We start from the raw sequence: 20651 nt of genomic DNA on the forward strand, positions 1-20651 counted from the left end.
GATTGCTTCCCACCCATCAACCACATAGTTGTTGTGGTATTATTGTAACCCTGCGCTTAAAAATTACCGCGCCAGTTGTGAGCATCTCATATTAGAGCCGTAAAAGTAGTTGAATCAGGTCAAAACAGGAATGACGCTATGAATGTCAGCAGAAGACGATTTTTCAAGATATGTGCGGGGGGCATGGCGGGCACCACCGCTGCCGCCCTGGGCTTTATGCCCGCCACCGCACTCGCTGAAACCCGCCAGTATAAGCTGCTGCGCGCCCGCGAAACGCGGAATACCTGTACCTACTGTTCCGTAGGCTGCGGGCTGTTGATGTACAGCATGGGCGACGGGGCGAAAAATGCCAGAGAGAACATTTTTCACATTGAAGGGGACCCGGACCATCCGGTAAGCCGCGGCGCACTCTGTCCGAAAGGGGCAGGCCTGCTTGACTTCATTCATAGTGAAAACCGCCTGAAAACGCCGTCTTATCGTGCCGCCGGTTCCGATAAGTGGCAGCCTATCAGCTGGGATGACGCCCTGACCCGCATCGCCAGGCTGATGAAGGCCGACCGTGATGCCAACTTCATTGCCAGAAACAAAGACGGGGTGACCGTTAACCGCTGGCTGAGCACCGGGATGCTGTGTGCCTCGGCTGCCAGCAATGAAACCGGCTATCTCACCCAGAAAATGACCCGTTCGCTCGGCATGCTTGCCGTCGACAACCAGGCGCGCGTCTGACACGGACCTACGGTAGCAAGTCTTGCTCCAACGTTCGGTCGCGGTGCGATGACCAATCACTGGGTCGACATCCGCAATGCGAATCTGATTGTGGTTATGGGTGGCAACGCCGCTGAAGCGCATCCGGTAGGATTCCGCTGGGCGATGGAAGCCAAAATCCATAACAACGCCAGACTGATTGTCATCGATCCGCGCTTTACGCGTACGGCCTCGGTGGCTGACTTCTATACGCCGATCCGCTCCGGCACCGACATTACCTTCCTGTCGGGCGTTATCCGCTATCTGCTGGAAAACGATAAAATCCAGCACCAGTACGTCTCGGCCTACACTAACGCCAGCCTGATCGTGCGTGAGGATTTCGGCTTCGACGACGGTCTTTTCAGCGGCTACGACCCGGAAACGCGCAGCTATGATAAAACCAGCTGGCACTATGAACTGGATGAGCAGGGCTTTGCGCAGCGTGACAACACGCTCGCTCACCCGCGCTGCGTCTATAACCTGCTGCTGAAACACGTTAGCCGTTACACCCCGGAAGTGGTCGAAAATATCTGTGGTACGCCGCAGGCCGACTTCCTGAAGGTGTGCGCCATGCTGGCGGAAACCAGCGCGCCGAACCTGACCACCTCCTTCCTGTACGCGCTGGGCTGGACGCAGCACTCGGTCGGGGCGCAGAACATCCGCACCATGGCGATGATCCAGCTGCTGCTGGGCAATATGGGGATGGCAGGCGGCGGGATTAACGCCCTGCGCGGCCACTCCAATATTCAGGGCCTGACCGATATTGGCCTGCTGTCGCAAAGCCTGCCGGGCTATATGACGCTGCCGTCAGACAAGCAGACCGACCTGCAAACCTACCTGACGGCTAACACGCCAAAACCGCTGCTGCCGGAGCAGGTGAACTACTGGGGTAACTATCCTAAGTTCTTCATCAGCATGATGAAGGCATTTTACGGCGACAAAGCCCAGGCGGAAAACAGCTGGGGCTTCGACTGGTTGCCGAAGTGGGATAAAGGCTACGACGTGCTGCAGTACTTCGACATGATGCATCGCGGTGAAGTGAACGGCTATCTCTGTCAGGGCTTTAACCCGCTGGCCTCGTTCCCGAACAAGCAGAAAGTGGGCGAGTCGCTGGCGAAGCTGAAGTTCCTGGTCACCATCGATCCGCTCGATACTGAAACGGCGAACTTCTGGCAGGATCACGGTGAATATAACCGCACCGATCCGTCGCAGATCCAGACTGAGGTATTCCGTCTGCCTTCCACCTGTTTTGCCGAAGAGAACGGTTCTATCGTTAACTCGGCGCGCTGGCTGCAGTGGCACTGGAAAGGCGCGGATGGTCCGGGGGACGCACGTAACGACGGCGAAATCCTTGCCGGTATTTATCTGCGACTGCGCCAGATGTATGCCGATGAGGGCGGCGCGCTGCCGGAAGCCGTGCTGAACATGAGCTGGAACTATCTGACGCCGGACTCTCCGGCATCGGAAGAGGTGGCGATGGAGAGCAACGGCCGGGCGCTGGCCGATCTGGTCGATGATAAAGGTACGGTGCTGGCGAAAAAAGGCCAGCAGCTCAGCAGTTTTGCGCAGCTGCGCGCCGACGGCAGTACTGCCAGCGGCTGCTGGATCTTCGCCGGCAGCTGGACGCCAGAAGGTAACCAGATGGCACGGCGCGACAACAGCGATCCGCACGGCTTAGGCAATACGCCGGGCTGGAGCTGGGCATGGCCGCTCAACCGCCGCATTCTGTATAACCGCGCCTCCGCCGATCCGATGGGCAATCCGTGGGACCCGAAACGCCAGCTGATCAAGTGGGATGGCGCGAAATGGGCCGGGGATGATATTCCCGACTACAGCGCCGCGCCTCCGGGCAGCGATGTCGGGCCGTTTATCATGCAGCAGGAAGGCATGGGCCGCCTGTTCGCGCTGGATAAAATGGCGGAAGGACCGTTCCCGGAACACTACGAGCCGTTTGAAACCCCTATAGGCACTAACCCGCTGCATCCGGGCGTAATCTCTAACCCGGCGGCACGCATCTTCCCCGACGACCTGAACGCGATGGGCGAAGCCGCCCAGTTCCCGTATGTCGGCACCACCTATCGTCTGACGGAGCATTTCCACTACTGGACCAAGCACTCGCTGCTGAACGCCATTGCACAACCGCAGCAGTTCGTTGAAATCGGTGAGCGGCTGGCCGGTTCGCTCGGTATTAAACAGGGCGATACCGTCAAAGTCAGCTCTAAGCGTGGCTACATCAAAGCGGTGGCCGTGGTGACAAAACGCCTGCGTACGCTGGCCGTTGACGGTAAGCAGGTCGATACCATCGGCATTCCGATTCACTGGGGCTTTATGGGCGTGGCCAGGAAAGGCTTCCTCGCAAACAGCCTGACGCCGTTCGTTGGCGATGCCAATACGCAAACGCCGGAGTTCAAGGCGTTCCTGGTTAACGTGGAGAAGGTGTAAACGATGGCTTATCAAACTCAGGACATCATCCGCCGCTCGGCGACCAACGGCGCGACACCCGCCCCGCGCGCGCGCGACCACCAGCAGGAGGTGGCGAAGCTGATCGACGTCACCACCTGTATTGGCTGCAAAGCCTGCCAGGTGGCCTGCTCGGAGTGGAACGACATCCGTGACGAGGTGGGGCATAACGTTGGGGTGTACGATAACCCGGCAGATCTGACGGCCAAATCATGGACGGTGATGCGTTTTTCCGAAGTGGAGGAAAACGGCAGGCTGGAGTGGCTGATCCGCAAGGATGGGTGTATGCACTGTGCCGATCCGGGCTGCCTGAAGGCCTGCCCGTCGGAGGGAGCGATCATCCAGTACGCTAACGGCATCGTCGACTTCCAGTCCGATCAGTGCATTGGCTGCGGCTACTGCATTGCCGGCTGTCCGTTCGACGTGCCGCGCCTCAATCCGCAGGACAACAAGGTGTACAAATGTACCCTGTGCGTGGATCGGGTTACGGTTGGCCAGGAACCGGCCTGCGTGAAAACCTGCCCGACCGGTGCCATTCACTTCGGCAGTAAAGAAGCGATGAAAGAGGTGGCGGCGGGGCGCGTCAGCGAACTGAACAGCCGGGGTTATGCCCACGCCGGTTTGTATGATCCGGAGGGCGTGGGCGGGACCCACGTGATGTACGTACTGCACCACGCCGACCGGCCAACGCTGTATCACGGTCTGCCGGACTCCCCGGCTATCAGCCCGGCAGTGACCTTCTGGAAAGGGATATGGAAACCCCTGGCCGCTATTGGCTTCGCCGCGACCTTTGCCGCCTCGGTGTTCCACTATGTCGGCGTCGGGCCGAACCGGGTGGAAGAAGAGGATGAAGAAGACACGGAGGAACGCCCATGAAGTCACGTCAACGTATTCAGCGCTACAGCGCGCCTGAACGCATCAATCACTGGCTGGTGGCCATCTGCTTTATTCTCGCCGCCGTCAGCGGGCTGGGCTTTTTCTTCCCATCCTTTAACTGGCTGATGCAGATTCTCGGTACGCCGCAGCTGGCGCGCATCCTGCATCCGTTCGTCGGGGTGGTGATGTTTGCCTGTTTCCTGCTGATGTTTTTCCGCTACTGGCGGCACAACCTGATCGACCGCGAGGACATTATCTGGGCAAAAAATATCCATAAAATTGCCCTGAACGAGGAAGTGGGCGATACCGGGCGCTATAATTTCGGTCAGAAGTGCGTATTCTGGGCAGCGATAATCAGTTTAATTTTGCTGCTGGCCAGCGGGATAGCGATCTGGCGGCCCTACCTGGCAGCCTGGTTTAGCATCCCGTTAATACGCGTCGCGCTGCTGGTGCATTCGGTCTCTGCCGTGGTGCTGATCGTGGTGATTATGGTGCATGTTTACGCCGCGCTGTGGGTGAAAGGCACCCTTACCGCGATGGTTGAGGGCTGGGTCACCACCTCCTGGGCCAGAAAACATCACCCGCGCTGGTATCGCACCCTGCGCGAGCAGCAAACTGGCTCAAAACAACAGGAAAAAGGTCCCTGATGACGATTCGCATTATCCCACAGGAGCAGCTGGAGAAAAGTCCCCCTGCGGCGGAGATGATCCCGCCGTTACTTTTCCCTCAGCTGAAGCAGTTATACAGCCGTCGTGCTGCCCGTTTGCGGCAGCTGGCGGAGAAAAACCCGCTGGGTGATTATTTGCGCTTTGCTGCGGTGATTGCCACCGCTCAGGAGATCGTGCTGTACGACCATCCGCTGGAGATGGATCTGCGCGCCCGACTGGAGGAGAGCGCCCGCCTCGGCAAGCCGCCGCTGGATATCAACATGCTGGCGCGCGATGCGCACTGGCAGCGCCTGCTGCATTCCCTGATCGCCGAGCTGAAACCGGAGATGTCCGGCCAGGCGCTGTCGGTGCTGGAGAACCTGGAAAAGGCCTCCTCCGCCGAGCTGGAGGCGATGGCCAGCGCCCTGTTTGCCAGCGAATTCGCCCGGGTCAGCAGCGATAAATCCCCGTTTATCTGGGCCGCTCTGTCGCTCTACTGGGCACAGATGGCGGCGCTGATCCCCGGCAAAGCACGGGCAGAGGCGGGCGAACAGCGCCAGTTTTGCCCGGTGTGCGCCAGCGTACCGGTTTCCAGCGTGATCCATATGGGCGGTAAAAGCGGTCTGCGCTACCTGCACTGCAATCTGTGCGAGAGCGAATGGCACGTGGTGCGCGCCAAATGCAGTAACTGCGAGCAGACGCAGGATCTGCACTACTGGTCACTGGATAATGAGAATGCGGCGATTAAGGCGGAAAGCTGCGGTGACTGCGGCACCTATCTGAAGATGCTGTATCAGGAAAAAGATCCGGCCGTCGAGCCGGTGGCTGACGATCTGGCGTCGTTAATCCTTGATGCCCGCATGGAGCAGGAAGGCTTTGCGCGCAGCAGTCTGAATCCATTTTTATTCCCAGGGGAGTAGCCTATGAAGCTGATCGGCAATTACACCAGCCCGTACGTTCGTAAGATTTCAGTGATGCTGCTGGAAAAAGGGGTGACCTTCGAGTTCATCAACGAATCGCCGTGGCACGAAGGCAGCCAGGTGAAGGACTACACCCCGCTGGGCAAGGTTCCGGCGCTGGTCAGTGATGACGATGAAGTCTGGTACAACTCGTCGATTATCGCAGCTTACCTTGAGCAACTGCATATCGATCCGGCCTTTCTGCCCGTCGAACCCCGCGCCCAGCTGGAAGTCCGTCAGCTGGAAACCCTGGCCGATGGCATCTGCGACGCCGCGCTGCTGATTGTCCGCGAACAGCAGAAAGATCCGGACCAGCAGTCTGCCAGCGAAATGCTGCGCCAGCGCGATAAAATTCAGCGTGGGCTGGATGCGCTGGAGGCGGCGGCCGTGCAGAAAAAATGGCTGAACGGTGAACAGATCACGCTGGCGGATATCGCCACCGCCTGCACCCTGGGATACCTGAATTTTCGTCGCGTCGCGCCCGGCTGGAACGTCAATCGCCCGGCGCTGGTAAAACTCGCGACCACGCTATTCCAGCGAGACAGTTTTGCCCGTACGGAGCCCCCCGCTAACTGAGCCAACCGATGAAGACACTGTTCAGCCAACTTCCTTCCATTGACAACCTGCTGCGTCAGCCCGCGTTTCAGGCGCTGGGCCACTCATGGGGCCACAGCCAGCTGGTGGATGTGCTGCGCCAGCTGCAGCAACAGGCGCGCCAGCATATCCGGCAGTATCAGCAACTCCCCGCCTGGAGCAGCGACTGGGCGCAGTACGCCGCACAGCGATTGCAGAAAAGCCATACCAGCGGCCTGCAACCGGTCCTCAATCTCAGCGGGACGGTTCTGCATACCAATCTCGGGCGCGCCACGCTTTCGGAAGCGGCCGTCAGCGCCGTGACCCGCGTGATGCGTGCGCCAGTCACCCTTGAATATGCTCTGGATGAGGCTCAGCGCGGCCACCGGGACCAGGCCGTCGCCCGCCTGCTGTGCCGCCTGACCGGGGCAGAAGACGCCTGCATCGTGAACAACAATGCGGCGGCAGTCCTGCTGATGCTGGCGGCGCTGGCCGCGGGCAAAGAAGTGGTGGTGTCGCGCGGCGAGCTGGTGGAGATTGGCGGCGCATTCCGCATTCCCGACGTGATGGTGCAGGCAGGCTGTACGCTGCGTGAAGTCGGTACCACTAACCGTACCCATCTGAAAGATTATCGTCAGGCGGTGACGGAACAGACCGCGCTACTGATGAAGGTGCATACCAGTAATTATCAGGTGCAGGGATTTACTCAGGCCGTCAGCGAAGCCGAACTGGTGGAGCTGGGCGAGGCGCTGAACCTGCCTGCGATCAGCGACCTCGGCAGCGGTTCTCTGACTGACCTCAGCCAGTACGGTCTGCCGCCGGAACCGATGCCACAGCGGCTGATAGCCGCCGGAGTCAGCCTGGTGAGCTTCTCCGGGGACAAGCTGCTGGGTGGCCCCCAGGCCGGCATTATCGTCGGTAAAAAAGCGCTGATTGAGCGCCTGCAGCAGCATCCGCTGAAGCGTGCTCTGCGGGTGGATAAAATGACGCTGGCAGCACTGGAAGCGACGTTACAGCTCTACCTGCATCCGGAAAAACTGGCAAGCGAACTGCCGACGCTGCGTCTGCTGACCCGCACTCAGTCCGACATTGCCCACCAGGCACAGCGGCTGTTGCCCCCGTTGCAGGCGGCGCTGGCGGGGCAGTTCCGGGTGGATACGGCTGAATGCCAGTCACAAATCGGCAGCGGCTCGCTGCCTGTTGAGCGGCTGCCCTCCATCGCACTCACGCTCACGCCGCTGGACGGCAGCGGCAGTACGCTAATGACACTGGCCGCCAGGCTGCGATCGGGTGACGTGCCGATTATCGGACGTGTTCACGATGGCAGCCTGTGGTTTGACCTGCGAACGCTGGAAGATGAAGCACTCTTTATCAGGATGATATCCGTATGATTATTGCCACTGCCGGCCATGTCGATCACGGCAAAACGTCGCTGTTACAGGCCATGACTGGCGTCAATGCTGACCGCCTGCCGGAAGAAAAAGCGCGCAGTATGACCATCGATCTCGGCTATGCCTGGCTGCCGCAGGACGACGGACAGGTCATCGGCTTTATTGATGTCCCCGGCCATGAAAAATTTCTCAACAACATGCTGAGCGGCATCGGCGGCATCGATCACGCGCTGCTGGTGGTCGCCGCCGATGACGGCATCATGCCGCAAACCCGTGAACATCTGGCGATCCTGCAGCTGAGCGGGCAGCCCTCGCTGACCGTCGCGGTGACCAAATGCGACAGCGTGGATCGGGCAAGGCTGGCAGAAGTGGAGCAGCAGGTGCACCTGCTGACGCAACAGCTTGGCTGGCAGCATATAAGCCTGTTCGCCACCAGCACGCTCAGCGGGGCAGGCATCGCGGCGCTGAGCGATCACCTGCGTCAGCTGCCGACACGGCAGCAGGAAAAAGGCCGCAGTTTTCGTCTGGCGATCGATCGGGTGTTCAACGTTAAAGGTTGCGGAGTGGTGGTGACCGGCACCGCGCTGTCCGGCCAGGTCAGCGTCGGAGACACCCTGTGGCTGACCGGGATGAACAAAGCGGTGCGGGTGCGCGGGCTTCATGCCCAGAACCAACCGACAGAACAGGCCCATGCCGGGCAGCGTATCGCCCTGAATCTGAGCGGTGGGGTAGAAAAAGAGAACGTCACGCGCGGTGACTGGCTGCTGACAGAAGCCCCGGCAGAGCCCTGTACGCGGGTGATTGTCAGCCTGACGCTGCATCATCCGCTGCGCCAGGGGCAACCGCTGCATCTGCATCACGCCGCCCGTCATATCACCGGGCGCCTGTCACTGTTGCAGGATAACCTTGCCGAGCTGCTGCTCGATAAACCGCTGTGGCTGACCGATAACGACCGGCTGATCCTGCGTGATATCAGCGCGCGCCAGACGCTGGCCGGGGCACGGGTGCTGCTGCTGACGCCACCGAAACGCGGCAAGCGCCAGCCCGAATTTATTGCCTGGCTCAGGCAGCTGGAAAACGCCGACAGCGAGGCAGAGAGAGTCAGCCTGCTGCTGGAACAGCGCCCTTATTCATTGTCCGAGCTGTGCTGGCTGTTGCAGCTGACCAGCGGCAGCGTCTCTGATGTCCTGAGCGAGGTGATGCCCGCCGCGGCCGGGGGTTACCTCCTGCCACAAAAACGGCAGCAGGAGTGGCAGCAGAACCTGCTGACCGCGCTGGACAATTATCATCGCGATCACGACGATCGCCCCGGTATTGGCCGCGATCATCTGCGGCGGATCGCCCTGCCCAACCAGCCGCAGACGCTGGTGTTTGATCTCATCAACGCCCTGCTGGATAAGGAAAAACTGCTTAACAACCACGGCTGGCTCCACCTGCCTGATTTCAGCATGAGTTTTGATGACCGGGAGGCCGCGCTGTGGCAGCAGGCAGAGCCGCTGTTCGCCAGCGAAGCGTGGTGGGTGCGCGATCTGGCCGCAGAGCTCGGCGCTGCGGAGCCGCTGATGCGCCATACGCTGCACAAAGCCGCACAGAACGGCGTCATCACGGCGATTGTCAAAGACCGCTATTACAGCCAGGCGCAGATTACCCGCTTTGCCGATATCATCCGCCAGCGTGCGGCTTTACATCTCAGCACCGGTGCCGCAGATTTTCGTGACCAGCTGGGCATTGGCCGTAAGCTGGCGGTACAGATCCTCGAATATTTTGACCGCTGTGGCTTTACCCGCCGCAAAGGCAACGAACACTTATTGCGCGACAGCCAGATGTTTCGTTAATATACTGTTTAAATGAACAGTAAAGGATGAGTCAATGCAACGCTGTGGCTGGGTATCAGAAGATCCGTTATACATCGCCTATCATGATAACGAATGGGGCGTGCCGCTGACGGAAACGCAGGACCTGTTCGAGATGATTTGCCTGGAAGGCCAGGTCGCCGGGTTATCATGGCTCACCGTGCTGAAAAAACGCGAAAATTATCGCCGTCTGTTTCATCATTTTGACGTGCAGGCGGTCGCCGCCATGGATGAAGACGATATCGAACGCCTGATGCAGGACCGCGGAATTATCCGCCATCGCGGCAAAATCGCGGCCATTATTGCCAACGCTCGTGCGCTGCTGGCGATGGAGGCGGCGGGCGAACCTTTTAAGACGTTTATCTGGGATTTTGTTGACCATCAGCCTCAGGTCACCCGTTTCACCGACTATCGCAGCGCCCCCACTACCAGCCCCCTTTCCGATGCCCTGTCAAAAGCCCTGAAAAAGCGTGGCTTTAAATTTGTCGGCTCCACCACCTGTTACTCTTTCATGCAGGCCTGTGGACTGATCAGCGAGCACATGACCTGCTGTTTTTGCCATCCTGACAATAAGAAGTAGCGTTCATTTACAAAATTGGGAATAAGACTACGTATTTCCCTCACATTTCAGCGGCATAATGGCCCCGTTTACGGGCAACGTTGTCCAGATGCTGCAATGAGAGAGAACCCCCATGAAGAATAAAAGCGTAGTGACCCTTGCCCTGGTGCTGAGCGGTACTCTTGCCCTGGCGGGCTGTACCACTAACCCTTACACCGGCGAGAGAGAAGCGGGTAAAGCGGGCATTGGTGCCGGTCTCGGTGCCGCACTGGGCGCTGGCGTAGGCGTACTTTCTTCCTCAAAACACGATCGCGGTAAAGGAGCCCTGATTGGGGCGGCCGCCGGTGCCGCACTGGGCGGTGGTGCCGGTTATTACATGGACGTGCAGGAAGCGAAACTGCGCGAAAAAATGAAAGGCACTGGCGTTAGCGTCACGCGTAATGGCGACAATATCGTGCTGAACATGCCGAATAATGTCACCTTCGACAGCAGCAGCAGCACCCTGAAACCCGCAGGTGCCAATACCCTTACCGGGGTGGCCATGGTACTGAAAGAGTATCCGAAAACAGCCGTTAACATCCTGGGTTACACCGACAGCAGCGGTTCGCGTCAGCTGAACATGACCCTCTCCCAGCAGCGTGCTGACGCCGTGGGCAGCTCATTGATCACCCAGGGTGTGGCGGCAGACCGCGTACGCACCCGCGGTATGGGGCCGGATAACCCTGTCGCCTCGAACAGTACCGCAGAAGGCAAAGCGCAAAACCGCCGCGTTGAGGTCACACTCAGCCCGCTGTAAGTACCCGCACTGCCCCGGCGTACTTCGCCGGGGCGATTATTCCTGGTTCTGCGAATAATTGCGCCTCGCTGATAGAGAGCCTGGGTAATTTATGCTAACCTGCGCAGAAATTGATCACCCCCTGCAAACATGTCACTGAAAACTATCGCCAGCGCCCTTGGCCTCTCTGTTACCACCGTCAGCCGCGCCCTCAATGGCTATGATGATGTCGCTGAGGAGACTCGCCTGCGTATTGAACAGGAAGCCAGACGGCGCGGATATCGCCCCAATACCGTTGCACGACGGCTGAAAACCGGGCGCGCTAATGCGGTCGGCCTGTTATTCCCGGTAGCCCCTCTGCCATTTAACGATATCAGCTTTGTTGAAATGATGGGGTCAACTGCACAGTCGCTGGCACGGTCCGACGTCGATCTGCTGATCATCGCTGATGACACGCACGACGACCACCGAGGCATGCAGCGTATGCTGCGCAGTCACTGCGTGGACGCGCTGATCGTCGCCCATACCGCCTGCCATGATAGCCGCCTGATCAAACTGCAACAGCTGGGTTTTCCCTTCCTGGCGCTGGGCCGCAGCCAGCTGGATAAACCCTATGCCTGGTTCGATTTTGATAACTACACCGGGCCACAGCTTGCAGTGGCACATTACGCCGATCGCGGACTGACACGCCTCGCCTGGCTGGGGAGCCATCACGATCAGACCTTTGTCAGCCAGCGTCGCCAGGGGTTTCTTGACGCGGTGGGACAGCGCGGTCTGCCGCACGACGCCTGCTGGCAGACAGAACCCACGCGCCGGGAAGGCTACCGTCTGACACAGCAGCTGCTGGCGCAGCCACTGCGGCCTCAGGCAGTGATTGCGGACTGCAATATGCTGGGTGACGGGGCAGCCATTGCCCTGCGTGAAGCCGGTTTGCTCAGCGGGCCGCAGCGCATTGAGCTGATGGTGTATGACGGCCTGCCCGCCGATTCGGTGATTGCCGACCCGGTGGCCAGCATTGCCCAGGCCACCCGCCTGGACGTCGGACAGCAGGTGGCCGATATGGTGCTGCGGCTGATTGAAGGGGATGATGTCTCTACGCTTCAGGTTCTTTGGCAACCCGAGCTGAAACTTCCCTGATTGCTGCCGTCACGCGACAGTTGTGGTAGTCTCGCGCCATTATCTTCATCAGGGAACATCATGAACCGTAGGGCAGCTAAAGCCACTATCAGCGACGTCGCTAAGGCCGCGAACACCGGAAAAACCAGCGTTTCACGCTATCTCAATGGCGAACTGGAGGTGCTTTCCGCCGACCTCAAAACGCGCATTGAATCCGCCATCGCCACGCTCAATTATCGCCCCAGCCAGATGGCGCGCGGTCTCAAACGCGGGCGCACCAAACTGATTGGTCTGATCATTGCTGATATTACCAATCCCTATTCGGTCAATGTGTTGAGCGGTATTGAAGCGGCGTGCCGCACCCACGGTTTTACCCTGCTGATGTGTAACACCAATAACGAAATCGATCTTGAAAAACACTATCTCAATCTGCTCAACAGCTATCAGGTTGAGGGCGTGGTAGTTAACGCCGTGGGGATGCGTGAAGCGGCGCTGAATCAGCTGCAACAGTCACTGCTGCCGATGACGCTGATCGACCGAAAAATCCCGGATTTTGACTGTGATGTGGTCGGCCTGGATAACCACGCAGCGGCAATACTGGCCACCGAACATCTGCTGGACCAGGGTTACCGGGCGCTGCTGTTTATCAGCGAACCGCTGGGGCTGGTCAATACCCGGCTGGAGCGCGTACACAGTTTCCGGCAGCGCATGGCCCGGCAGCCTGACCTGACCGCTGAACAGGCAGAAGTTGCCCTGGGTGACAACGCACGGCTGGATGCGGTTCTCAGCGAATTTTACCAGCGCCACCGTACAGCCCCCTGTGCCGTGATGGTGGTCAACGGCGCGCTGACACTCCAGGTGGCGCGCGCGCTGCGCCGTCTGAACCTTAACTGGGGCGAGCAGATTGGCCTGCTGGGTTTTGATGAACTGGAATGGGCAGAGCTGGCCGGGGTGGGTATCACCACCCTGAAGCAGCCTACCTGGCAGATCGGCTATGCCGCGCTGGAGCAGGTCCTGAAACGCATTGCAGGTGATGAACAGCCTAAACATGACCAGCTGTTCAGCGGTGAACTGATCGTGCGCGGATCGACGAAAAAACTACGGCAATAATATAATTAGTGGAAGACGTAATATTATATAAAACCTACAGACCCAACGTTCAAGTTGGGTTTTTTATCATACGACCTGCATCGCAATAATCGACCTGTTCTATTGAAAAATTAATCTTTCACTGATAATTTCACTTCTGTTTTTTCAACATTTACAGGGAGTAAATGATGGCAATACCAGTTTATCTTTTTCTTTATGATGAGGAAGGGGAATTAATAAAAGGTGATGTCGACATCACAAACAGAGAGGGTAGCATTGAGGTTTTGGAGTTAATGCACTCGATTGAACTTCCCGTTAAAAATTTTAGCGGAAAAATAATGGGGAAAAGATTGCACAGTAGTTATAGCTTCGAGAAGGAGGTCGATTCATCCTCTCCATATTTGTACCAATCCTTAACAAATGGAAGAAAAATTAGAAAAGCGGAATTTAAATTTTACAAGATTAATAACACAGGACTAGAAGAGCATTACTTCACCACTTCTCTTGAAGGTGTAATTGTATCTGGAATAACACCTCTCATGATGGATATAAAGGACACCTCATGGGAGAAACACAACCACCATGAGTACATTGACTTGCGATATAATAAAATAACCTGGGATTTCATTAAAGGAAATATCATTCACTCGGACTCATGGTTAGAAAGGACATAAGCTATTTATGACTTGGGAATATAATGTCAGAGATCACACATTTACGCATAATGGTAGCAACAGATTACCAGCAAATTATGCTGGTGCGGGTGGATACAAAGATGATCCCACAAAGGAATGCATTATAAATAAAGGGCCATTACCCCATGGAAACTATACTATCGGAGCGCCCTATAATTCACCACACACGGGAAAATATACGCTGAGTCTTACCCCTAAAAGTAGTAGTGATATGTGTGGCCGCGATGCTTTCAAAATTCATGGCATGAATAGTAAACATCCTGATGACTCTTCTAATGGGTGCATTATCGCTCCTCTCTCGGTTCGCAAAGCCATTTACAATAGTGGCGACACGGAGTTAATTGTAAGATGAAAAAGATTATGACATTTTTTTTAGTCATAGTATCACTCTCTTGTCATTCAGAAAAAATATCGCCTTTAACTGGAATAGCAAAAAAATACGAACTCTTTGATGAAACCTCTGGTTCAGAACTACTTACGAAAGAAAATGTGATTCCTGCCATCTTAATCAATGGAAAAAAAGTTGAATTTGAAAAAGACAAACTAAGTGACATTCAGAAGGCCTTAGGAGGAGATATAAAAAATAGTGGCATTACGGGATGGATATGCTTTAACTCCCCCATTACCAACAGTACCTATTGGTTTTTATCAGATAATGAAATGCAACGCGGCTATCTCTCCGGCATAGCTATTTCTTCGTTAGATAAATCATCAGCATGTAAGATTACTGATAAAAAAATATTTATTTCATTGAATAACATCCACCCCAAAACACCGTGGAATAAAGTAGCTAAAACATGGGGTGTCAAAAATAAACCTAAATATGGCGTACTCATTTTTTTTAGTGAGAAAGAAATGGAAGATGATTTTACTCAGTTGAATGGTGTGAATTATTACATCACTAACGGATTGGTTGATGGCATCATTTATACTCAAGTCACCAGTAACTGAACCCAAAGGCGGGTTCTCCCCGCCTTTTACGCCCTCAGTGTTCAACAGGATACTCAGCATGGCCTGCTGGGCTTTGATGAACTGAAATGTGCAGAGTTTATTTTGTATAAAATTAATAACACCGGTCAAGAGCAGCCCTACTTCGTTACAAGATTAGAGAATGTGAAAATAGTAGGGATAATACCATTAATGGCAGACGTCAAAGATTTTAGGAATGAACAATACAATCATTTTGAATATATCGAGATGGTGTATCAAAAAATCAGTTGGCTTTACATTGATGGAAATATAAAACATACCGATAGTTGGAATGAAAGAAAAACGGCTTAGGGAAGATAACAATGACATGGATATATCATCAACGTACAGGTGAAATGTTTCGGGATTCCGAGTTAAAAGCCTCTGGATACTCAGGGAGAATGACCAATAAAAATAATCCTTCACGTCAGCATGTGAAAGGTTTGGGACCCATTCCTCAGGGGAGATACCGTATTACAGAAAATACTCAAACCAAAGGCCCACTTACTCTGGTTTTGCAGCCAGATGAGTCCAACAATATGTTTGGTCGTGATCTTTTTCGCATTCACGGTGAGCGCACATATGGACCAGGCGGATCGGCATCTGAAGGCTGTATTATCTTACCTCCCTCACTCAGAAGGGAAATATGGAGACACAGAGATGAAGGTTTACTGGTGGTGCCATGAAAAAATTAATTCCACTATTAATTTTTATTTTTTCTTCAGTTTCAATAAGTAGTGAGCTAACACCGGAAAAAATAAAACTTAATGTTTCCCGACATGGTTATCAATATCTTACTCATAACATCTCCGCTTCCTATTGGCACGTGGTGGTTATTAAAAACATAGCAGATGGAAACGCTGACTGGCTTGCAATACTTCCCTGGCTAGCAGAAGTGAGTAATAGCGACCGCATTAACTCACTTATGTTAGCCACTCAACTTGCTTTAGTAAAAAAACCTCTGGAAACGTTAAAAATAACAAGTAAATCAAATATAAAAACCGCTAAAAACTCAAACTCTTTTGATACCAGCAGCATTTGCACAGGTTTATTTCCCTGGGTTACGAAAAAATCTTATCTTAATTATTATAGTTCAGCACACAAATCACTACTGGCTGCGGGTGAAACCGCCAAAAAATGCCTCAAAGAACTTGATGATACTTATGATGAGATAATTGCCGATGCAGCACGAGGTGTTTTGACATGGGGAATTAATGTGATTCCTGGTTACTGACTCAAGGCGGGTTCTCCCCGCCTTTTACGCCCTCAGTGAGTCAGCGCTTTAGGCGGCTGCAACCGGAGGGAGATCTTACTGCCGTCAGAGATTTCCATTTCAACAAAACTGCCGCGCGTGGCATGCATGATGGTTAAATTAAAGCGCATCAGCACCGCCATCTTCTCCTCCGCGCTTAACGGGCTACTCAGCATAGCTTGTTCAATCTGCTGATGCAGAGATTCCATCTGACGGGTCAACTCTTGATAATTGTCGCTGTTCTTGTCGATCGTTTTCATCCGATTACCTTCCCTGACAGGCTACTCAACCTTCGCATCATAGTCTTACAGCGATTGTTTTTTAGTCTTTAATGGCCTTTGGTTTTGCCCCACTTTTAAGACCTTTCCCCGCCACAAATTGTGCACATCGTGAGCGCGATCATAAATTCCACTTCTGTTGCTATCTTTTGGAACCGGTTCCATTTAACGTTTTTGACAGAACATGCCATGCAGGAAGGATGAATGAAAAGAGAAATCATCGTCGTCACCGCCGCCTACGGGCAACAGCAGGTTGCCTCTCTGGGGGGACAGCAGGCGCTGTTACCGATTATTGCCGCCGCCGGGGCAGACGGCGTGGAAATCAGGCGCGAACTGTTAACGGCCCATGAGCTGACCGCGCTGCCCGAGCTGGCTGCCGCCATCAATACGGCCAGGCTGGTTGCGTTCTATTCGGTGCCGGAAGCCTTATTTATGGAAGATGGCTCACTGAACCCCAGGCTGGACCAGCACTTTGCCGAGGCGGAGCAGCTTAACGCCCAGCTGATAAAATATGCCCTGGGCCACTATCAGCCAACCTTCGAATGTCAGCAGTTGCGCAGCAAACTTGCCGGGAAAAAAGTACACCTGGTGGTGGAGAACGACCAGACCGCGTGCGGAAAGCTGACTAATCTTGACCGCTTCTTCCACGCCTGCGGTGAGAGCCGAACCTGCAACGGCATGACCTTTGATATGGGTAACTGGCTGTGGGTGGGCGATCAACCGCCTGAGGCCGCCAGACGTTTAAGCCGCTATGTCAGCTATATCCATGTTAAAGCCGCCGTGCCTGAGAGTGACGGCTGGCGCGCTGTGGCGCTGGATGAGGCCGATAATCTGTGGCGTGAAACGCTGGCCCTGCTGCCTGCTGACGTGCCGCGCGCCATTGAATTTCCGCTGGAAGGGCCGGACCTGGTGGCGGTCACCCGCCACTATGTTGACCTGCTGCGTGAGGAGTAAATCATGAGTACTGATGCTAACAACCCGCTGGATGTTGTCACGATAGGTGAAGCTATGGCGATGTTCGTTGCCGGAGAGTGCGGCGATCTCGCCTGCGCCAGCCAGTTCACCAAACGCATTGCCGGGGCCGAGCTGAATGTCGCTATCGGGCTCGCCCGCCTGGGGCTGAACGTTGGCTGGGTCAGCCGCATTGGTGATGACTCCTTCGGGCGCTTCACCTGCCAGCAGCTGGATCAGGAGGGTGTCGATCGCCGTCAGGTGACGACCGACTCCCGCTTTCCGACGGGCTTTCAGCTGAAATCCAGAGTTGATGACGGCTCCGACCCGCAGGTGGAATACTTCCGTAAAGGGTCAGCCGCCAGCCATCTTTCCACCGCTGACTTTAACCCCGACTATTTTGCTGCGGCGCGCCATCTGCACCTGAGCGGCGTGGCAGCGGCCCTTTCCGACAGCTCGCTGTCGCTGCTACAGCACGCGGCGCGTGAAATGAAATCGGCAGGGAAAACCGTCTCTTTCGATCCCAACCTGCGCCCGGTGCTGTGGTCGGGTGAAGCGGAGATGGTGAAGCAGCTGAATGGTCTGGCGCAGTATGCCGACTGGGTGCTGCCGGGTATTAAAGAGGGCCAGATCCTCACCGGCCACACGCAGCCGGAAGCCATCGCCGATTTTTATCTGGCGATGGGCGTCAAAGCGGTGGTGATTAAAACCGGCAGTGACGGGGCCTGGTACAAAACCGCCGACGGCGACAGCGGCCAGGTGGCAGCCGTCAGAACGGATAACGTGATTGATACGGTCGGTGCCGGTGACGGTTTTGCCGTCGGCATCATCAGTGCCTTACTGGAAGGAAAATCATTACCGGCGGCGATATTGCGCGGTAACAAAATTGGTTCACTGGCCATTCAGGCGATCGGTGACAGCGAAGGGTTACCGACGCGCGCTGCGCTGGGTGACTTCTGACGCCGTCACGACCCGGAAAAAAACAAACCGCATCAACCCTACAACAGAATGCGGCCACCGAGGATCAGACTTATGAAAAATCAGACAATCGCGCCTAAACGCTGGTGGTACATCATGCCCATCGTGTTTATCACCTACAGCCTGGCGTACCTTGATCGTGCAAACTTCAGCTTCGCCTCTGCCGCCGGCATCAACGAAGACCTCGGCATCACCAAAGGCGTGTCATCACTGCTGGGTGCGCTGTTCTTTCTCGGCTATTTCTTCTTCCAGATCCCAGGGGCGATCTACGCCGAACGGCGCAGCGTAAAAAAACTGGTGTTCTGGTGCCTGATTTTATGGGGTATCTGCGCCACCCTGACCGGCATGGTCAGTAACATTCCGATGCTGGCGGCAATCCGCTTTACGCTGGGCGTGGTGGAAGCGGCGGTGATGCCAGCCATGCTGATCTACATCAGCAACTGGTTTACCAAATCGGAACGCTCGCGCGCCAATACTTTCCTGATCCTCGGCAACCCGGTGACCGTACTGTGGATGTCGGTGGTGTCCGGCTATCTGATCAACGCCTTTGGCTGGCGTGAAATGTTCATCATTGAAGGCTTCCCGGCCGTGATCTGGGCGGTGGCGTGGTGGTTCCTGGTGCAGGATAAACCGGCGCAGGCCAAATGGCTGAGCGATGCGGAAAAAGCCGCGCTCCAGGCGCAGCTACAGAAAGAGCAGGAGAACCTGAAAGCCGTTCGTAACTATGCTGAAGCCTTTAAGTCACGTAACGTCATTATCCTGTGTGCGCAGTATTTTACCTGGAGCATCGGCGTGTACGGTTTTGTGCTGTGGCTGCCTTCCATTCTGCGAAACGGTACGCAGATGGGCATGGTCGAAGCGGGCTGGCTGTCGTCGGTTCCTTATCTGGCTGCCACTATTGCGATGATTGTCGTCTCCTGGGCCTCGGATAAGTTACAAAACCGCAAATTGTTTGTCTGGCCGTTACTGCTGATTGGTGCCATGGCCTTTTTAGGCTCATATTTGGTGGGGCCGGGTAATTTCTGGCTGTCCTATGCGCTGCTGGTAATAGCCGGAGCGGCGATGTATGCGCCTTATGGTCCGTTCTTTGCCATTATCCCGGAGATGCTGCCGCGTAATGTTGCCGGCGGGGCGATGGCGCTGATTAATGCGATGGGTGCGTTGGGCTCCTTCCTCGGTTCCTGGGTGGTCGGCTACCTCAACGGTGCCACCGGCAGCCCGTCGGCTTCGTATATTTTTATGGGCAGTGCTTTACTGGTTTCCGTGTGGCTGACGCTGATCGTCAAGCCCGCGCAGAATAAACAGTCGCCGCTGCCTGATGGCGCGCTCTCCTCCAAATAACGGGCACCGCCTCTCTGACAGAGGCGGTTTTCAGTTTGAAGAGCGTGCAGGCTTATTGATGAATTGATGTGATTTAGGGAGAACATATGAAACCTTCTGTGGTGCTGTATAAGTCGTTACCTGAAGATTTGCGTGCGCGTCTGGATGAACATTTTCGCGTGACCGAGGTGAAAGACCTGAGCCCGGAAACGCTTGCCGCACACGCTGCGACGTTTCGCGAGGCCGAAGGAATTCTCGGTTCCGGTGGCAAAGTGGATGCGGCATTTTTACAGCAGATGCCGAAGCTGCGCGTTGCCTCAACCGTTTCCGTCGGCTACGACAATTTTGACGTAGCCGCACTGAACGATCGCGGTGTTCTGCTGATGCACACGCCCACGGTGCTGACGGAAACCGTAGCCGACACCATGATGGCGCTGGTACTCAGTACCGCACGTCGGGTGGTGGAAATGGCGGAGCGCGTTAAAGCTGGCGAGTGGCAAAAAAGTATTGCCCCTGACTGGTACGGTGTTGATGTCCACCACAAGAAGCTGGGCATCCTCGGTATGGGCCGCATCGGTCTGGCGCTGGCGCAGCGTGCGCACCTCGGTTTTGGCATGCCGATACTCTATAACGCGCGCAAACACCATGAAGAAGCCGAACAGCGCTTTGATGCACAGTACTGCGACCTCGACACGCTGCTGGCGGAGTCCGATTTCCTTTGCATCAGCCTGCCGCTGACGGAACAAACGCACCACCTGATCGGTCGTGAGCAGCTGGCGAAAATGAAGAAGAGTGCGGTGCTGATTAACGCCGGACGCGGCCCGGTGGTCGACGAGCAGGCGCTGATTACGGCGCTGAAAGAGGGCACGATCCACGCCGCAGGACTGGATGTCTTTGAAAAGGAACCGCTGCCGGTGAGTTCAGAGCTGCTTCAGCTGCGCAACGTAGTGGCGCTGCCGCATATCGGCTCCGCGACACATGAGACGCGTTACGGGATGGCGAAGGATGCCGTAGAGAACCTGATTGCCGCGCTGACCGGCAAGGTGGAAAAGAACTGCGTTAACCCGCGTTAACCGCTGACTGAACCGGGTTGACCTGAAAAACGGTCAACCCCTGTAAGTCACACCTGAACATCATCGCAGGGGCCGATCGTCTTTTTCGATCGG

At 55.7% G+C, this 20651-nt stretch carries 21 protein-coding genes and 1 pseudogene; 21 read left to right on the top strand and 1 reads right to left on the bottom strand.

Features of this window, described 5'->3' with window-relative positions:
* Positions 1-138 precede the first annotated feature (138 nt).
* From fdnG to ABEH87_RS14115, 17 genes and pseudogenes are all read left to right on the top strand, one after another.
* Complete coding sequence (fdnG, locus tag ABEH87_RS14035) at positions 139-3186, top strand: formate dehydrogenase-N subunit alpha (protein WP_346577004.1); 3048 nt, start codon at positions 139-141, stop codon at positions 3184-3186.
* A 3-nt stretch (positions 3187-3189) separates the two neighbouring features.
* Positions 3190-4080 (top strand): formate dehydrogenase subunit beta, encoded by an 891-nt coding sequence (gene fdxH / locus ABEH87_RS14040; RefSeq protein WP_346577006.1) that lies wholly within the window; start codon positions 3190-3192, stop codon positions 4078-4080.
* Positions 4077-4727, top strand: coding sequence for a formate dehydrogenase cytochrome b556 subunit (gene fdoI, locus ABEH87_RS14045; protein ID WP_346577007.1), 651 nt, complete (start codon positions 4077-4079; stop codon positions 4725-4727). The genes fdxH and fdoI overlap by 4 nt, the downstream gene beginning before the upstream one ends.
* Entirely contained in the window at positions 4727-5647 is a 921-nt protein-coding gene (fdhE, locus tag ABEH87_RS14050) for a formate dehydrogenase accessory protein FdhE (protein ID WP_346577008.1), read from the top strand. Before fdoI ends, fdhE begins: the two co-directional genes overlap by 1 nt.
* A gap of 3 nt (positions 5648-5650) precedes the next feature.
* Entirely contained in the window at positions 5651-6262 is a 612-nt protein-coding gene (locus ABEH87_RS14055) for a glutathione S-transferase (RefSeq protein WP_346577009.1), read from the top strand.
* The gene (selA, locus tag ABEH87_RS14060) at positions 6259-7650 is read left to right on the top strand and encodes an L-seryl-tRNA(Sec) selenium transferase (RefSeq protein ID WP_346577152.1); all 1392 of its coding nucleotides are present in this window, start codon (positions 6259-6261) and stop codon (positions 7648-7650) included. Before ABEH87_RS14055 ends, selA begins: the two co-directional genes overlap by 4 nt.
* Positions 7647-9485: a selenocysteine-specific translation elongation factor gene (selB, locus tag ABEH87_RS14065; RefSeq protein ID WP_346577010.1), complete on the top strand. Its 1839-nt coding sequence runs from the start codon at positions 7647-7649 to the stop codon at positions 9483-9485. Before selA ends, selB begins: the two co-directional genes overlap by 4 nt.
* 34 nt (positions 9486-9519) lie before the next feature.
* Complete coding sequence (tag, locus tag ABEH87_RS14070) at positions 9520-10083, top strand: DNA-3-methyladenine glycosylase I (protein WP_346577012.1); 564 nt, start codon at positions 9520-9522, stop codon at positions 10081-10083.
* A gap of 112 nt (positions 10084-10195) precedes the next feature.
* Positions 10196-10858 (top strand): OmpA family lipoprotein, encoded by a 663-nt coding sequence (locus tag ABEH87_RS14075; RefSeq protein WP_346577014.1) that lies wholly within the window; start codon positions 10196-10198, stop codon positions 10856-10858.
* A gap of 129 nt (positions 10859-10987) precedes the next feature.
* Complete coding sequence (locus ABEH87_RS14080) at positions 10988-11974, top strand: LacI family DNA-binding transcriptional regulator (RefSeq protein ID WP_346577016.1); 987 nt, start codon at positions 10988-10990, stop codon at positions 11972-11974.
* Between the two features lie 60 nt (positions 11975-12034).
* Positions 12035-13063, top strand: coding sequence for a LacI family DNA-binding transcriptional regulator (locus ABEH87_RS14085; protein ID WP_346577018.1), 1029 nt, complete (start codon positions 12035-12037; stop codon positions 13061-13063).
* Between the two features lie 167 nt (positions 13064-13230).
* Complete coding sequence (gene tssD / locus ABEH87_RS14090; protein WP_346577153.1) at positions 13231-13716, top strand: type VI secretion system tube protein TssD; 486 nt, start codon at positions 13231-13233, stop codon at positions 13714-13716.
* Between the two features lie 7 nt (positions 13717-13723).
* Positions 13724-14089, top strand: a complete 366-nt coding sequence (locus tag ABEH87_RS14095; RefSeq protein WP_346577019.1) for a tlde1 domain-containing protein — start codon at positions 13724-13726, stop codon at positions 14087-14089.
* Complete coding sequence (locus ABEH87_RS14100) at positions 14086-14688, top strand: hypothetical protein (RefSeq protein ID WP_346577021.1); 603 nt, start codon at positions 14086-14088, stop codon at positions 14686-14688. Before ABEH87_RS14095 ends, ABEH87_RS14100 begins: the two co-directional genes overlap by 4 nt.
* A gap of 81 nt (positions 14689-14769) precedes the next feature.
* Positions 14770-15018 (top strand): annotated as a pseudogene (locus ABEH87_RS14105) (type VI secretion system tube protein Hcp); the annotation flags it as partial.
* A gap of 11 nt (positions 15019-15029) precedes the next feature.
* Positions 15030-15392, top strand: a complete 363-nt coding sequence (locus ABEH87_RS14110) for a tlde1 domain-containing protein (protein WP_346577023.1) — start codon at positions 15030-15032, stop codon at positions 15390-15392.
* Positions 15389-15940 carry a hypothetical protein gene (locus ABEH87_RS14115; protein ID WP_346577024.1) on the top strand — a complete coding sequence of 184 codons (552 nt, stop codon included), beginning with the start codon at positions 15389-15391 and terminating at the stop codon, positions 15938-15940. Before ABEH87_RS14110 ends, ABEH87_RS14115 begins: the two co-directional genes overlap by 4 nt.
* Positions 15941-15972: 32 nt before the next feature.
* Here the strand turns inward: ABEH87_RS14115 and ABEH87_RS14120 are convergent, their stop codons facing one another.
* Positions 15973-16218 carry a hypothetical protein gene (locus ABEH87_RS14120; protein WP_346577026.1) on the bottom strand — a complete coding sequence of 82 codons (246 nt, stop codon included), beginning with the start codon at positions 16216-16218 and terminating at the stop codon, positions 15973-15975.
* Between the two features lie 222 nt (positions 16219-16440).
* Here ABEH87_RS14120 and ABEH87_RS14125 point away from each other — a divergent pair, with 222 nt between their 5' ends.
* From ABEH87_RS14125 to ghrB, 4 genes are all read left to right on the top strand, one after another.
* Positions 16441-17190, top strand: a complete 750-nt coding sequence (locus tag ABEH87_RS14125) for a sugar phosphate isomerase/epimerase (protein WP_346577028.1) — start codon at positions 16441-16443, stop codon at positions 17188-17190.
* Between the two features lie 3 nt (positions 17191-17193).
* Positions 17194-18147, top strand: coding sequence for a sugar kinase (locus tag ABEH87_RS14130; protein WP_346577030.1), 954 nt, complete (start codon positions 17194-17196; stop codon positions 18145-18147).
* 72 nt (positions 18148-18219) lie between these two features.
* Positions 18220-19506 (top strand): MFS transporter, encoded by a 1287-nt coding sequence (locus ABEH87_RS14135; protein WP_346577032.1) that lies wholly within the window; start codon positions 18220-18222, stop codon positions 19504-19506.
* 86 nt (positions 19507-19592) lie between these two features.
* Positions 19593-20558 (top strand): glyoxylate/hydroxypyruvate reductase GhrB, encoded by a 966-nt coding sequence (gene ghrB / locus ABEH87_RS14140; protein WP_346577033.1) that lies wholly within the window; start codon positions 19593-19595, stop codon positions 20556-20558.
* Positions 20559-20651 lie beyond the last annotated feature (93 nt).

It is taken from the genome of Erwinia sp. Eh17-17, from assembly GCF_039675725.1.
Lineage (GTDB): Bacteria > Pseudomonadota > Gammaproteobacteria > Enterobacterales > Enterobacteriaceae > Erwinia.